Here is a 12,045-nt window from a genome sequence, read left to right as displayed (position 1 = left end):
GGATTGCCCTTTCCGATTTCTCTCTTTTTCGGCGGATCTTCCGTGAAGTTTTTCACTGATTACACAAACCTTGTCCTCATTGCGATCGTCCTCATCTCCGGTGGGTTGCTGCTGTGGCCGACCATCAGCCGGCGCGGCCGTGGTGGCCTGTCGGCCGCCGAAGCCACGCAGTTGATCAATCGGCGCAATGCGGCGGTCATCGATCTGCGTCCGCCGGCTGACTTCGCCAAAGGGCATTTGCCCGCGGCTCGGCACCTGGAATTCGCCGAGTTGCAAGCAAAGGTCGCGCAACTGGTGAAGAATAAGAACAACCCCGTGCTGCTGGTTTGTCAGACCGGCCAGCAGTCGAACAAGGCGGCGCGTATCGTGCAGGATGCGGGATATGCGGAAGTCCACGTTCTGGAAGGCGGCGTCGACGCCTGGCAGAAAGCCGGCATGCCGGTTGTGAAACAAGGAGTAGCCAAGTGAACAAAGTGATCATGTACAGCACGCAGGTGTGCCCGTATTGCCAGATGGCCGAACGTCTTTTAAAGTCGCGCGGCGTCGAGAATATCGAAAAAGTACTGATCGACAAGGACCCGGCCCGTCGTGAGGAGATGATGACCCGGACCGGTCGTCGCACGGTGCCGCAGGTGTTCATCGGCGAGACGCACGTCGGCGGGTATGACGATCTCTCCGCGCTCGATCGCGCGGGCGGTCTGACGCCTCTGCTGGCAGCCGCCTGAGTTCTCGCGCCGTTGGGCGCGGGAAGCGGCGGGTGAAATACAAGCCGGCGCATCGTCGCCCCGCGAGGGCAGGCGGCGCGCCGCAACTATCTGGCGACCCGTGACTTCATGGGCCGCCGCTACGCATATCTATCAGGGAATCACTCAATCATGTCCGACGAGAACAACCAGCCGTTCTTCAACATCCAGCGCATTTATCTGAAGGACATGTCGCTCGAGCAGCCGAATTCGCCGGCCATTTTCCTCGAGCAGGAAATGCCGTCGGTGGAAGTGGAAGTCGACGTGAAGGCCGAGCGCCTCGCCGACACCGTGTTCGAAATTCTGGTGACGGGCACCGTGACGGCCAAGGTGTCGGACAAGGTCGCGTTCCTGATCGAAGCCAAGCAAGCGGGCATTTTCGACATTCGCAACATTCCGGCTGAACAGGTCGATCCGCTCGTCGGCATTGCGTGCCCGACCATCCTGTTCCCATACCTGCGCTCGAACATCGCCGACGCCATCACGCGCGCCGGCTTCCCGCCGATTCACCTCGCCGAAATCAACTTCCAGGCGCTCTATGAGCAACGCCTCGCGCAGATGGGCGGCCAGGACGGCGCAGCGCAAAACGGCGTCACGCATTAAGTGTCGCAGGCAGTGCCGGCTATGAAGGTTGCTGTCCTCGGAGCCGGCGCATGGGGCACGGCCCTCGCCGGCCATCTGGCCGTCAGGCACGACACGCTGTTGTGGGCGCGCGAGCCCGCGCTGGTCGCAGATCTCTCCGCTTCGCACGAAAACGCCCGCTATCTGGCGGGCGTTGCCTTGCCGTCGGCGCTTCGCTACGAAGCGGACCTGAACGCAGCGCTCGACCACGCGCTCGCCGACGACGCGCTATGCGTCGTGGCCACGCCCGTGGCCGGACTGCGCACCCTGTTCCAGTCGATGCGCGATGCGGGCAAAGTGCCCGTGCATATCGTGTGGCTGTGCAAAGGTTTCGAAGCGGAGTCGCAGTTGTTGCCGCATCAGGTGGTCGCGGCCGAACTGCCCTCGCACGGCAGCAATGGTGTGTTGTCGGGGCCGAGTTTCGCGCGTGAAGTCGGCCAGGGCTTGCCGGTTGCGTTGACCATCGCGAGTGCTTCGGCGGTCTGTCGCGAGCGTACGGTTGCGGCGTTTCATCACGGCGCGATGCGCATTTATACGGGCGACGACATCGTCGGCGTAGAAGTGGGCGGCGCGGTGAAGAACGTGCTGGCGATTGCAACAGGAATCGCCGACGGTCTGGGTCTCGGTCTGAACGCGCGCGCAGCGCTGATCACGCGCGGACTCGCAGAAATGTCGCGTCTTGGCGTGACGCTCGGCGGTCGCGCGGAGACGTTCACCGGTTTGACAGGGCTCGGCGATCTGATTCTCACCGCGACCGGCGATCTGTCGCGCAACCGCACGGTCGGCGTGCAGCTTGCCGGAGGCCGTTCGCTTGCCGATATTCTCGGCGGCTTGGGCCATGTGGCCGAAGGCGTGCGTTGCGCGCAAGCGGTTCTCGCGATCGCGCGTGCTCATGCAATCGACATGCCGATCACCCAGGCGGTCTGTGCCGTGCTGTTCGACGGCGTTGCGCCGCGCGACGCCGTCAGCGCCCTGCTGCGGCGCGATTCGAAGGCCGAATAGGCCGCCCGCGTTTCCGGGTGCGCTATCGTCAGCCGTTCGGCGTGTAACAACGCTGAACGGCTGTCTTCACTCGCTGTCCATCGTCTATCGACGCTACGGATCAGCGAGGCTCATATGCTCAATATAGGTGGTTGCACGCTGGAGGCACGCGTGGCCGACATCACGACTCTCGACGTCGACGCCATTGTCAACGCAGCCAATACCTCCTTGCTCGGCGGCGGCGGTGTGGACGGCGCGATTCATCGCGCTGCAGGCAAGGAATTGCTGGGCGAATGCGAAGCGCTTGGCGGCTGCGCGACAGGCGACGCGAAGCTCACGCGCGGCTACCATCTGCCGGCGCGCTATGTGATTCACGCGGTGGGCCCGGTCTGGCGCGGCGGCACGCATGGCGAGGCCGATCTGCTGGCTTCCTGTTATCAGCGTTCGCTCGAGGTGGCGCGCGAGGCGAACTGCGCGAGCATTGCATTCCCCGCGATCAGTTGCGGCATCTACCGTTTTCCTGCCGATGAAGCAGTTCGTATCGCGGTCCAAACGGTAATCGAAAATCTACCTCGCATGCCGCAACTCGAGCAGGTGATCTTCGCCTGCTTCGATCACGCGATGTTCGAGCGTTATCAGGCGGAGTTGCAGCGCCGTCAGGCGCCGCCGTCGAAACCTGTTTGACGCCACGCTTCGAACACCACGATCGCGACGGTATTCGACAGGTTCAGGCTGCGGTTGCCGGGACGCATCGGCAGGCGCACGCGCTGTTCGTTCGGAAACTGTTCGAGCACCGAGTCGGGCAAGCCTCGCGTTTCCGCGCCGAACACGAACCAGTCGCCCGATTGGAACGCGTGCTCGTGAAAGCGGCCCGAGCCGCGCGTGGTGAACGCGAACGTGCGCAACGGGTCCGGCGACTCTTTCGCTATGAAGGCGGCCCAGTCGGCATGCACGTTCATTTGCGCGTACTCGTGATAGTCGAGGCCGGCGCGGCGCAGCTTGGCGTCGTCGAGCGGAAAGCCGAGCGGCTCGATCAGATGCAGCCGCGCACCCGTGTTGGCGCATAAGCGGATGACGTTGCCGGTATTGGGCGGAATTTCCGGTTCGACAAGAACGACGTTGAACATAGAGTGATCAGGTAGAAACTAGTTTTTCGGTGTGCGCAGTGCGACGAAGTTCGTGACGCGCCGCGCACCGGCTGCCTTCAGCATGCGGGCGAGCGCTTCGAGCGTTGCGCCGGTCGTCATTACATCGTCGACAATGCCTACGTGCAGTCCTTCGACTCTGCCAGCAAGCTGGAATGCGCGGCCCACGTTGAGGCGGCGCGCGTCGAGATCGAGCCGCGACTGCGGCGCGGTGTCGACCACGCGGCGCACCAGAGTCGGGTCGGCCGGCACCTTCAGCGAGCGAGCCAGCGCTCTGGCAATCTGCCATGCCTGGTTATAGCCGCGTTCTCTGAGACGCCGGTCTGCGAGCGGTACCGGAGCGATAACATCGGGGCAGTCAGACGGCTCTTGCCAGGCATCTTGCGCGAGACGGGCAAGCCGCCGCGAGAATTCGCGCGCCAGCATCAACTGGGCGCGAAACTTCAGGCCGACTGCGAGCGCGTCGAGCGGCGCGCGATAGTCGGCGAGCGCGAACGTTGCGTCGAACGGCGGTTTTTCGACGACGCAATCCGCACAGCGATAAGACGCGTGTTGTTCCCTTCGCGCGAAAGTCAGCGGCACGGCGCAGACACAGCAACGCAACGCACTCTCATTCCAATAGGATTCGTCGCAAAAGGGGCACAGCGTGCTGTGCGACAAATTGCCGCACAGAGCGCAGGCGTTAGGCAAGATCGCGTGCATTGCACGCGGCCACGCCGAACGCACGCCGCGCGCGAATCGCGTGAACGGACTGGCTGACGACGGAAAATATGCTCGGAATGTCATGCACTGGCGGCCGCAAAGGCCTTTCGCACTGAAGCGGAGGAAGCGAACGAGTATACTTCGGGCTCTACGCCAGTACGACACCCATGTCCCCAACTTCCGCTCAATCAGGCCGTCCGGCCTACGATTCCCAGCGCCTCAGGCGGATTTTCGACCGCCGTGCAACGACTTTCGACGACGTCGCCTTCCTGCCGCGCGAGATCGCGCAGCGCATGCGCGAGCGTCTCGATTACATCAAGGTCGCGCCGGCAAGCGTGCTGGATGCCGGTTGCGGTGCAGGCGAAGACATTCCTGCATTGCGTGAGCGCTTTCCGGAAGCGCCGGTGTTCGGCTCGGACCTGTCGCACGGCATGCTCACACGCGCGCTGCGCCACGATTCCGGCGATACGAGCTGGCGGCGCTTCTTGCCGGCCACGCTGGGCAAGGCGCTTGGCGCACGCGGTCCGGGCTTCGCGCAGGCGGACTTTTCCGCGCTGCCTTTCGCGGCTGGCGCCTTCGAATTCATCTGGTCCAATCTCGCACTTCACTGGCACTCGCGCCCGGACCTCGTATTCCCTGAGTGGCAGCGCGTGCTCAAGGTGAATGGGCTGCTGATGTTCAGTACCCTCGGACCCGACACCCTGAAAGAGTTGCGCGGCGCATACGCCGAAGTGGAAGCGGCGCACGGTGTCGGCTCGCGCAAGCATGTGATTGACTTTGTCGACATGCATGACCTTGGCGACATGCTGGTCGAAAGCGGTTTCGAAATTCCCGTGATGGATCAGGAAACCATCACAATCACCTATAAGTCGCCCGAGTCGCTGCTCGCGGACGTACGCCGTTGGGGCGCGTATCCGTTCGAGCGCGAAGAGTCGTCGGGCGCGGCGGCACGGCGGTTGCACAGAGCGTTGCTGGCAGCGCTCGAAGCGCGCCGGCGCGGCGACGGAACGATCGCGCTGACCTTCGAGGTGATCTACGGACACGCATGGAAAGCGGTGCCGCGCACGACGGCGGAAGGACACGGCATCGTGCGAATAGAGGACATTGGGCGAGGCTCGTCGAGGAATCGCTAAAGAGATAAAGAGGACATCTGTTATGTCTGAAATTACCGCTTTCAAAGACGTGCAAAAGGTGCGGCAAAACGGCGCGGAGGCTTGTCGCGCCTGGCTTGTGAGGCGGTCGGGGCTTGCTTGTGGATGCTATGGATCGCGCCTATAATGCGTCAGTTTGTCGCCCGGAGTTCCCACATTTGGGGCGGCAGGCCCGAGGCACGGGCTGCAACACGAGTTGGCGCGGTGGCGGTTGGGCGGCCGGAATATGAGGTCGCGGGTTGAGGTCACTGTCGGGCATTGCAGGCGGCCGTTGGTGGCGCGTTGTTGACGTTCGGCGGGAGGCAGCGATGGATGCATCAGATCTGCTGGCGGATTCAGAACCGGTCCTGAAGGACTGGACCATGAAACGCAACTGCTCCATGTCGCCGCGGCAGTTCGTGTGTTTCTATGTGTCGCTCGCGTTGTTCTCGTTGGCAATTGCTTTCATGCTGGTTCTGGTCGGCGCCTGGCTGGTGTTGCCGTTCACCGGTATCGAATTGCTGGCGGTGGGCGTCGCGTTTGCCATGTATGCGCGCCACGCTGTCGATTACGAACGCATCCGGTTGTTTCAGAACCGGCTTGTAATCGAACAGGTGAGCGCCGAGCAGGTCACGCAGTTCGAGTTCAATCCGCGCTGGGTGCGGATCGAGGCTGGCGCAACACCGCGTGATCAGATCAAGCTGGTCTCGCGCGGCGAGACGATCATGATCGGGCAGCATCTCGCGCAGCACCGGCGCGCGCAGTTCGCCCGCGAGTTGCGTATCTGGCTCGCGCGTTGTTAGGCGCATCCGGTCATGCGGCGTTCACGGGGAGCGCGGGCAGCCCGTCACGGGGTCAGCGGGGTCGAGGGTTTGAATGGAAATTTTGGGTAAGGAAGCTATGAAAACAATCAAGCGAGCGCTCATGGGCGTGCTGGCGATGAGCGGACTGCTTTTCGCCGGTGCCGCCCTGGCAGTGGGCGATGTTCCGGGCGGCCCTGCCGTCAACGAGATCAATCTCCAGCCGCCTGCGACTAAAATCGCTGAGGAGCTCTACAGCCTCCACACGTTCATGCTGATTCTTTGCACGGTGATTTTCATCGGCGTGTTCGCTGTGATGTTCTATTCGATCTTTGCCCACCGCAAATCGAAAGGCCACAAGGCTTCGAATTTCCACGAAAGCACCACCGTCGAAATCATCTGGACGATCGTGCCGTTCGTCATCGTCGTGCTGATGGCGTTGCCGGCCACCAAGACGGTTGTCGCAATGAAGGACACGACCAACGCCGACGTCACCATCAAGGTCACGGGCTACCAGTGGAAGTGGGGTTACGACTACGTGAAGGGTCCGGGCGAGGGCATCAACTTCCTCTCCACGCTGGCCACGCCGCGTGCCGAAACCGACGGCCGTCAGCCGATTTCCACTACGTATCTGCAAGAAGTCGACAATCCGCTGGTCGTGCCGGTCGGCAAGAAAATCCGCATCATCACCACCGCCAACGACGTGGTCCACTCCTGGTACGTGCCGGCCTTCGGCGTGAAGCAGGACGCGATTCCTGGTTTCGTGCGCGACACGTGGTTCAAGGCTGACAAGGTCGGTACCTTCCGCGGCTTCTGTACCGAACTCTGCGGCAAGGAACACGCGTTCATGCCGGTGGTGGTCGAAGTGCTCTCCACCGACGACTACGCGAAGTGGGTCGACACGCAGAAGAAGAAAATGGCGGCGGGTCAGGACGATCCGAACAAGACTTATACGATGGCCGAGTTGATGGAACGCGGCGGCAAGGTCTATGCAGCGAACTGCGCGGTCTGCCATCAGCCTACCGGCAAGGGCGCGGGCGCATTCCCGGCGCTCGACGGCAGCAAGGTTGCGAACGGCGCGATTGCAGAGCACGTCAGCATCGTGTTGAAGGGCAAGAATGCAATGCCTTCGTGGGCACCTACGCTGAACGACGTAGAGATTGCCTCGGTGGTCACGTTCGAACGTAATTCGTGGGGCAACCACACCGGCGACATTCTCCAGCCGAAGCAGGTTGCAGACGCCCGTAACGGCAAACTGCCGGAAGGCGGCAACCATCTGGCCGACGCAGGCGCGGCGGCGAGCGGCGCGGAAGCGGCGTCGGGTGCTGCGGCTTCGGATGCATCGGGCGCGCAGGCAGCGTCCGCGGGTTCGGAAAGCGCGGCGGCATCGCAAGCAGCATTGCCGGCGAGCGTCTACTTCGATACCGGCAAGAGCACGCTGCCCGCCGACGCGAAAGCGGCGGTCGAAGCAGCCGCGGCTTACGCGAAGGCGCATCCGGACGCGAAGTTCACGCTGTCTGGCTTCACCGACGCAAGCGGTTCCGCGGACACGAACGCGAAGCTCGCAAAGAGCCGTGCGGAAGCCGTGCGCGACGCGGTGAAAGCAGCCGGCATCGCCGAAGACCATATTATTTTGAAGAAGCCGGAAACGATCACGGGCGGCAGCGACGCGAAAGAAGCCCGGCGTGTTCAGATCAGCCCGGCTGCCTGACGTGTCACGGTCAGCACCGCAGTATTCGCTTTAGGAGATTGTCATGTCTAGCATCGGACACGATGTAGTCGCGGGCCACGAGCACGTGCACGGCGACCATGCCCACGAAACGCCACATGGCTGGCGTCGTTGGCTGTTCGCAACCAACCACAAGGACATCGGTACGCTGTACCTGATCTTCTCGTTCACCATGTTCCTCTCCGGGGGCGTGATGGCGCTGATGATTCGTGCCGAATTGTTCGAGCCGGGCCTGCAGATCATGCGCCCCGAGTTCTTTAACCAGTTGACCACCATGCACGGCCTGATCATGGTGTTCGGCGCGATCATGCCGGCGTTCGTCGGCTTCGCGAACTGGATGGTGCCGCTGCAGATCGGCGCATCGGACATGGCCTTTGCCCGCATGAACAACTTCAGCTTCTGGCTTCTGCCGGTGGCGGCTGTTCTGCTGGTCGGTTCGTTCTTCTCGCCGGGCGGCGCAACCGCCGCGGGCTGGACACTGTACGCGCCACTGTCCACGCAGATGGGCCCGGGCATGGACTTCGCGATTTTCGCGGTCCACCTTATGGGCGCTTCGTCGATCATGGGCGGGATCAACATCGTCGTGACGATCCTGAACATGCGCGCGCCCGGCCTCACGCTGATGAAAATGCCCATGTTCGTCTGGACGTGGCTGATCACTGCGTACCTGCTGATCGCCGTGATGCCGGTTCTGGCTGGCGCGATCACCATGGTGCTGTTCGATCGCCACTTCGGCACGTCGTTCTTCAACGCGGCGGGCGGCGGCGACCCGGTCATGTACCAGCATATCTTCTGGTTCTTCGGGCACCCCGAGGTGTACATCATGATCTTGCCGGCGTTCGGGATCGTGTCGCAGGTCATTCCGGCGTTCTCACGCAAGCCGCTGTTCGGCTATAGCTCGATGGTGTACGCAACGTCGTCGATCGCGATTCTGTCGTTCATGGTCTGGGCGCACCACATGTTCGCAACCGGCATGCCGGTAACGGGCCAGCTGTTCTTCATGTACGCGACCATGCTGATCGCCGTGCCGACTGGCGTGAAGGTGTTCAACTGGGTCGCTACGATGTGGCGCGGTTCGCTGTCCTTCGAAACGCCCATGCTGTTCGCGGTCGGCTTCCTGCTGGTGTTCACGTTCGGCGGCCTGTCGGGCCTGATGCTCGCCATGGCGCCGCTCGACATCCAGTATCACGGTACGTACTTCGTGGTCGCACACTTCCACTACGTGCTGGTGGCGGGGTCGCTCTTCGCGTTGTTCTCGGGCTGGTACTACTGGGCGCCGAAGTGGACCGGCTGGATGTACAACGAAACGCGCGGCAAGATTCACTTCTGGGCGTCGATGTTCTTCTTCAACCTCGCGTTCCTGCCGATGCACTTCGTCGGTCTCGCAGGCATGCCGCGTCGCTACGCCGACTATCCGGCTCAATTCACCGACTGGAATCAGGTGATTTCGATCGGCGCGTTCGGCTTCGGTCTCGCGCAGGTGTACTTCCTGTTCGCGGTGGCGTTGCCTGCGTATCGCGGCGGCGGCGACCACGAGAAAGCGGGCGACAAGCCGTGGGACGGCGCAACGGGCCTCGAGTGGACCGTGCCGAGCCCGGCTCCGTTCCACACGTTCGAAAACCCGCCGACCGTCGAGTAATCGTCGTTTAGCGAAGTAGCCGGTTCGGTGGCGGCGCGATTGCATCGTCGCCCGGACCGGACGGCGGCGAAAGCGCGGCAATGGCAGTAACCAGGTATCCAGAAACTCGAGCATGACGCGCAATTCACAGGAAAGACGTACGCCGGAGCAGATTCGGGCGAGCAACAGACGGATCGGTCTTGTGCTGCTCGCAATCGCAGCGGTATTTTTCGCGAGCGTCATCATCAATCAGGGTTGGTTTTCCTGACGGAACCGGTCCAGGTGTAGTTTGCAGGTTTGTTGAGGATTGAGATGTCGACGCAACCGCCGGCTCAGGCCGATCGCTCTTTCAACCGTTCGATGCTGGTCAAGCTGTTCGTCGTCGCGTTGATGATGTTCGGTTTTGGTTTTGCGCTCGTGCCGATGTACCGCGCGATCTGTCAGATCACCGGCATCAACAACCTGGTGCAGCGCGATGCAACGGTGCGCGAGGCGAAGAATACGCAGGTCGACATGAGCCGGACGGTTTCGATCGAATTCGATGCGAACGCGCGCGGCCCGCTCGGTTTCAAGCCGGAACAGCGCAGCATGGACGTGCATCCGGGCGAAGTGACAACAGTGATGTACGAGGTGAGCAACGAACAGGCGCGCACGATCCAGGCGCAAGCCATTCCGAGCTACGCGCCAAAGCAGGCAACTGAGTACTTCAAGAAGATCGAGTGCTTCTGTTTTACGCAGCAGACGTTGACGGCGAATCAGACGAAGCGGATGCCGGTTGTGTTCGTCGTCGATCCGAAGTTGCCGAAGGACGTGAAAACGATCACGTTGTCGTACACGTTTTTCGAGTTGAACACGCCGGCAACGGCGAAGGTCGGAAGCGCGGCGCTTCCGGCCGAGACGGCGGCAACTGCTGCCAATCCCGCCTGACGGCTCATGCCGCCGGCGAAGGAAGACAACAATGAGCGATAACAGCGGCGGCCCGCGCAAAAGCAGTTTCGGCCAGTCGATGAAGGCGGTGTTCTGGTCGTTTTTCGGCGTGCGCAAGCGGCGCGATCTTGAAGCCGACGCAACGCAACTGAACCCGGTGCACATCATTATCGCGGCGTTGATCAGCACGGCGATTTTCATCGGCGTGCTGATTCTGGTGGTACGCGCGGTGGTGGGCTGACATTGCGCATGCATGTGGTACGGGCGTAGCAGCGCCCACGAATTAGAGTGAAGCGGTGCGGTACACACGCGCCGCCGAAGATGCAGCCGGAGCTTCCGGAACAACTGGACTGAAGTGGAGAATCAAGAATGAGCGGTCAAAACGAGAGCCCGTACTATTTCGTACCGCATCCGTCGCGGCACCCGATCAGCGCCGCCGCTGGGTTGCTGGTCATGCTCGGATCGCTTGCGGCGTGGATCAACGAACATGACTGGGCGCCGATCGGCGTTGTCGTCGGCCTGTTGTGGCTGCTCTTTACGTTGTGGCACTGGTTTGGCGACGCGATTGCCGAATCCGAAGGCGGCATGTACGGCAAGAATGTCGACAAGTCATACCGCTGGAGCATGAGCTGGTTCATCTTCTCTGAAGTGATGTTCTTCGGCGCTTTCTTCGGCGCGCTCTTCTACGCACGCGCAATCGCGCTGCACGAACTGGCGAGTCTTGATTACAAGCTGATCTGGCCGGATTTCTCGGCGGTGTGGCCCAACAACGGTCCCGCGTCGCTCGTGTCGACCTTCAAGTCCATGACGCCATGGCCGGTGCCGACCATCAACACGGCGCTGCTGCTTTCGTCGGGCGCCACCTTGACGGTCTCGCACCACGCACTGCGTGAAGATCATCGTAAGAAGGCCATCATCTGGCTGGCAGCTACGCTCGTGCTGGGCGTGTGCTTCCTGTTCTTGCAGGGCTTCGAATATTTCCACGCGTATAACGAACTGAACCTGACGCTGGCTTCGGGCGTGTACGGCTCTACGTTCTTCCTCCTGACGGGCTTCCACGGTTTTCACGTGTTCCTCGGCGGCACGATGCTCGCGGTGGTGCTGGTGCGAATGATTCGCGGCCACTTCACTGCGGAACACCACTTTGCGTTCGAAGGCGCGGCCTGGTACTGGCACTTTGTGGACGTCGTCTGGCTCGGACTCTACGTCGTCGTGTACTGGCTGTAAGACTGATTGGCCCGCGCCGCGGCCGGTTATACCGGAGCGCGCGGGGGCCGTCGCGCAGCGTCCATCGGAACACCGCGCACGCGTAGTGAGCAGGATTGATGAAGCGCCGCCCTCGACCCCGTCAGGGCGGCGTTTTGTTTATAGCGCAGTGATGGTGAAGCGAGGCTCAGCGCCCGTACGGAATGCCGGTTGAGTGAATCCAGCCCATCCAGTACGCAAAGAGGATGAAGAGGAACAGCGAGATCGAAAGTCCGACTCGCGTGGCGAGCGACCAGACCATCCGCTTGGTTTTGCCCTTGTCATGCATCATGAAGTACAGCGCCGACACCATGCTGGCGATGATCAGGACGAAGGCGATGGGAACGAGAATGTGCATGGAAGCTGCTGAAACGGAAGAGCACGAAGGCAAGGTGATCATTATC

16 protein-coding genes are annotated in these 12,045 nt (G+C 61.9%); 13 read left to right on the top strand and 3 right to left on the bottom strand.

The features are described from left to right. Nucleotides 1-42 precede the first annotated feature (42 nt). From H281_RS0110365 to H281_RS0110345, 5 genes are all read left to right on the top strand, one after another. On the top strand, nt 43-468 hold the full coding sequence (locus H281_RS0110365) for a rhodanese-like domain-containing protein (protein ID WP_027777762.1): 426 nt from the start codon (nt 43-45) through the stop codon (nt 466-468). Then, nucleotides 465-725: a glutaredoxin 3 gene (gene grxC, locus H281_RS0110360; protein WP_020067042.1), complete on the top strand. Its 261-nt coding sequence runs from the start codon at nt 465-467 to the stop codon at nt 723-725. Before H281_RS0110365 ends, grxC begins: the two co-directional genes overlap by 4 nt. Nucleotides 726-875: 150 nt before the next feature. Next, on the top strand, nt 876-1,346 hold the full coding sequence (secB, locus tag H281_RS0110355) for a protein-export chaperone SecB (RefSeq protein WP_027804472.1): 471 nt from the start codon (nt 876-878) through the stop codon (nt 1,344-1,346). A 21-nt stretch (nt 1,347-1,367) separates the two neighbouring features. Beyond that, nucleotides 1,368-2,366 carry an NAD(P)H-dependent glycerol-3-phosphate dehydrogenase gene (locus tag H281_RS0110350; RefSeq protein ID WP_020067040.1) on the top strand — a complete coding sequence of 333 codons (999 nt, stop codon included), beginning with the start codon at nt 1,368-1,370 and terminating at the stop codon, nt 2,364-2,366. Between the two features lie 114 nt (nt 2,367-2,480). Further along, the gene (locus H281_RS0110345) at nt 2,481-3,029 is read left to right on the top strand and encodes an O-acetyl-ADP-ribose deacetylase (protein ID WP_027804471.1); all 549 of its coding nucleotides are present in this window, start codon (nt 2,481-2,483) and stop codon (nt 3,027-3,029) included. On the opposite strand, the gene trmL is transcribed toward H281_RS0110345, so the two are convergent. After that, on the bottom strand, nt 3,002-3,472 hold the full coding sequence (gene trmL / locus H281_RS0110340; RefSeq protein ID WP_020067038.1) for a tRNA (uridine(34)/cytosine(34)/5-carboxymethylaminomethyluridine(34)-2'-O)-methyltransferase TrmL: 471 nt from the start codon (nt 3,470-3,472) through the stop codon (nt 3,002-3,004). The genes H281_RS0110345 and trmL overlap by 28 nt on opposite strands. 18 nt (nt 3,473-3,490) lie before the next feature. Then, nucleotides 3,491-4,276 carry a ComF family protein gene (locus H281_RS0110335; protein ID WP_020067037.1) on the bottom strand — a complete coding sequence of 262 codons (786 nt, stop codon included), beginning with the start codon at nt 4,274-4,276 and terminating at the stop codon, nt 3,491-3,493. A gap of 83 nt (nt 4,277-4,359) precedes the next feature. Between H281_RS0110335 and H281_RS0110330 the strand changes: the two genes are divergently transcribed. The 8 genes from H281_RS0110330 (at nt 4,360) to H281_RS0110295 (ending at nt 11,623) form a co-directional block, all read left to right on the top strand. Beyond that, nucleotides 4,360-5,325 (top strand): methyltransferase domain-containing protein, encoded by a 966-nt coding sequence (locus tag H281_RS0110330; protein ID WP_020067036.1) that lies wholly within the window; start codon nt 4,360-4,362, stop codon nt 5,323-5,325. A 326-nt stretch (nt 5,326-5,651) separates the two neighbouring features. Continuing rightward, entirely contained in the window at nt 5,652-6,125 is a 474-nt protein-coding gene (locus tag H281_RS0110325) for a DUF2244 domain-containing protein (RefSeq protein ID WP_020067035.1), read from the top strand. Nucleotides 6,126-6,198: 73 nt separating this feature from the next. Continuing rightward, nucleotides 6,199-7,833 carry a cytochrome c oxidase subunit II gene (gene coxB / locus H281_RS0110320; protein ID WP_020067034.1) on the top strand — a complete coding sequence of 545 codons (1,635 nt, stop codon included), beginning with the start codon at nt 6,199-6,201 and terminating at the stop codon, nt 7,831-7,833. A gap of 43 nt (nt 7,834-7,876) precedes the next feature. Next, entirely contained in the window at nt 7,877-9,490 is a 1,614-nt protein-coding gene (gene ctaD, locus H281_RS0110315; protein ID WP_020067033.1) for a cytochrome c oxidase subunit I, read from the top strand. A gap of 112 nt (nt 9,491-9,602) precedes the next feature. Beyond that, nucleotides 9,603-9,737, top strand: coding sequence for a cytochrome oxidase small assembly protein (locus H281_RS37265; protein WP_020067032.1), 135 nt, complete (start codon nt 9,603-9,605; stop codon nt 9,735-9,737). Between the two features lie 44 nt (nt 9,738-9,781). After that, complete coding sequence (locus H281_RS0110305; RefSeq protein ID WP_020067031.1) at nt 9,782-10,396, top strand: cytochrome c oxidase assembly protein; 615 nt, start codon at nt 9,782-9,784, stop codon at nt 10,394-10,396. Nucleotides 10,397-10,427: 31 nt separating this feature from the next. Next, nucleotides 10,428-10,637 carry a DUF2970 domain-containing protein gene (locus H281_RS0110300; RefSeq protein ID WP_020067030.1) on the top strand — a complete coding sequence of 70 codons (210 nt, stop codon included), beginning with the start codon at nt 10,428-10,430 and terminating at the stop codon, nt 10,635-10,637. A gap of 128 nt (nt 10,638-10,765) precedes the next feature. Beyond that, nucleotides 10,766-11,623 carry a cytochrome c oxidase subunit 3 gene (locus H281_RS0110295; protein ID WP_020067029.1) on the top strand — a complete coding sequence of 286 codons (858 nt, stop codon included), beginning with the start codon at nt 10,766-10,768 and terminating at the stop codon, nt 11,621-11,623. Nucleotides 11,624-11,789: 166 nt separating this feature from the next. Here H281_RS0110295 and H281_RS0110290 read toward each other — a convergent pair whose 3' ends face one another. Further along, nucleotides 11,790-11,999 (bottom strand): twin transmembrane helix small protein, encoded by a 210-nt coding sequence (locus tag H281_RS0110290; RefSeq protein ID WP_020067028.1) that lies wholly within the window; start codon nt 11,997-11,999, stop codon nt 11,790-11,792. Nucleotides 12,000-12,045: the final 46 nt, after the last annotated feature.

Source organism: Paraburkholderia caledonica, from assembly GCF_000383275.1.
In the GTDB taxonomy this organism is placed as follows: domain Bacteria; phylum Pseudomonadota; class Gammaproteobacteria; order Burkholderiales; family Burkholderiaceae; genus Paraburkholderia; species Paraburkholderia caledonica.
This window is presented reverse-complemented; position numbering and strand designations above follow the sequence as displayed.

What these genes read in the sequence shown, in the direction of transcription:
- secB (WP_027804472.1), top strand. Translation starts at nt 876, where the DNA reads ATGTCCGACGAGAACAACCAGCCGTTCTTCAACATCCAGCGCATTTAT.
- H281_RS0110350 (WP_020067040.1), top strand. Translation starts at nt 1,368, where the DNA reads ATGAAGGTTGCTGTCCTCGGAGCCGGCGCATGGGGCACGGCCCTCGCC.
- H281_RS0110345 (WP_027804471.1), top strand. Translation starts at nt 2,481, where the DNA reads ATGCTCAATATAGGTGGTTGCACGCTGGAGGCACGCGTGGCCGACATC.
- trmL (WP_020067038.1), bottom strand. Translation starts at nt 3,472, where the DNA reads ATGTTCAACGTCGTTCTTGTCGAACCGGAAATTCCGCCCAATACCGGC.
- H281_RS0110335 (WP_020067037.1), bottom strand. Translation starts at nt 4,276, where the DNA reads ATGACATTCCGAGCATATTTTCCGTCGTCAGCCAGTCCGTTCACGCGA.
- H281_RS0110330 (WP_020067036.1), top strand. Translation starts at nt 4,360, where the DNA reads ATGTCCCCAACTTCCGCTCAATCAGGCCGTCCGGCCTACGATTCCCAG.
- H281_RS0110325 (WP_020067035.1), top strand. Translation starts at nt 5,652, where the DNA reads ATGGATGCATCAGATCTGCTGGCGGATTCAGAACCGGTCCTGAAGGAC.
- coxB (WP_020067034.1), top strand. Translation starts at nt 6,199, where the DNA reads ATGGAAATTTTGGGTAAGGAAGCTATGAAAACAATCAAGCGAGCGCTC.
- ctaD (WP_020067033.1), top strand. Translation starts at nt 7,877, where the DNA reads ATGTCTAGCATCGGACACGATGTAGTCGCGGGCCACGAGCACGTGCAC.
- H281_RS37265 (WP_020067032.1), top strand. Translation starts at nt 9,603, where the DNA reads ATGACGCGCAATTCACAGGAAAGACGTACGCCGGAGCAGATTCGGGCG.
- H281_RS0110305 (WP_020067031.1), top strand. Translation starts at nt 9,782, where the DNA reads ATGTCGACGCAACCGCCGGCTCAGGCCGATCGCTCTTTCAACCGTTCG.
- H281_RS0110300 (WP_020067030.1), top strand. Translation starts at nt 10,428, where the DNA reads ATGAGCGATAACAGCGGCGGCCCGCGCAAAAGCAGTTTCGGCCAGTCG.
- H281_RS0110295 (WP_020067029.1), top strand. Translation starts at nt 10,766, where the DNA reads ATGAGCGGTCAAAACGAGAGCCCGTACTATTTCGTACCGCATCCGTCG.
- H281_RS0110290 (WP_020067028.1), bottom strand. Translation starts at nt 11,999, where the DNA reads ATGCACATTCTCGTTCCCATCGCCTTCGTCCTGATCATCGCCAGCATG.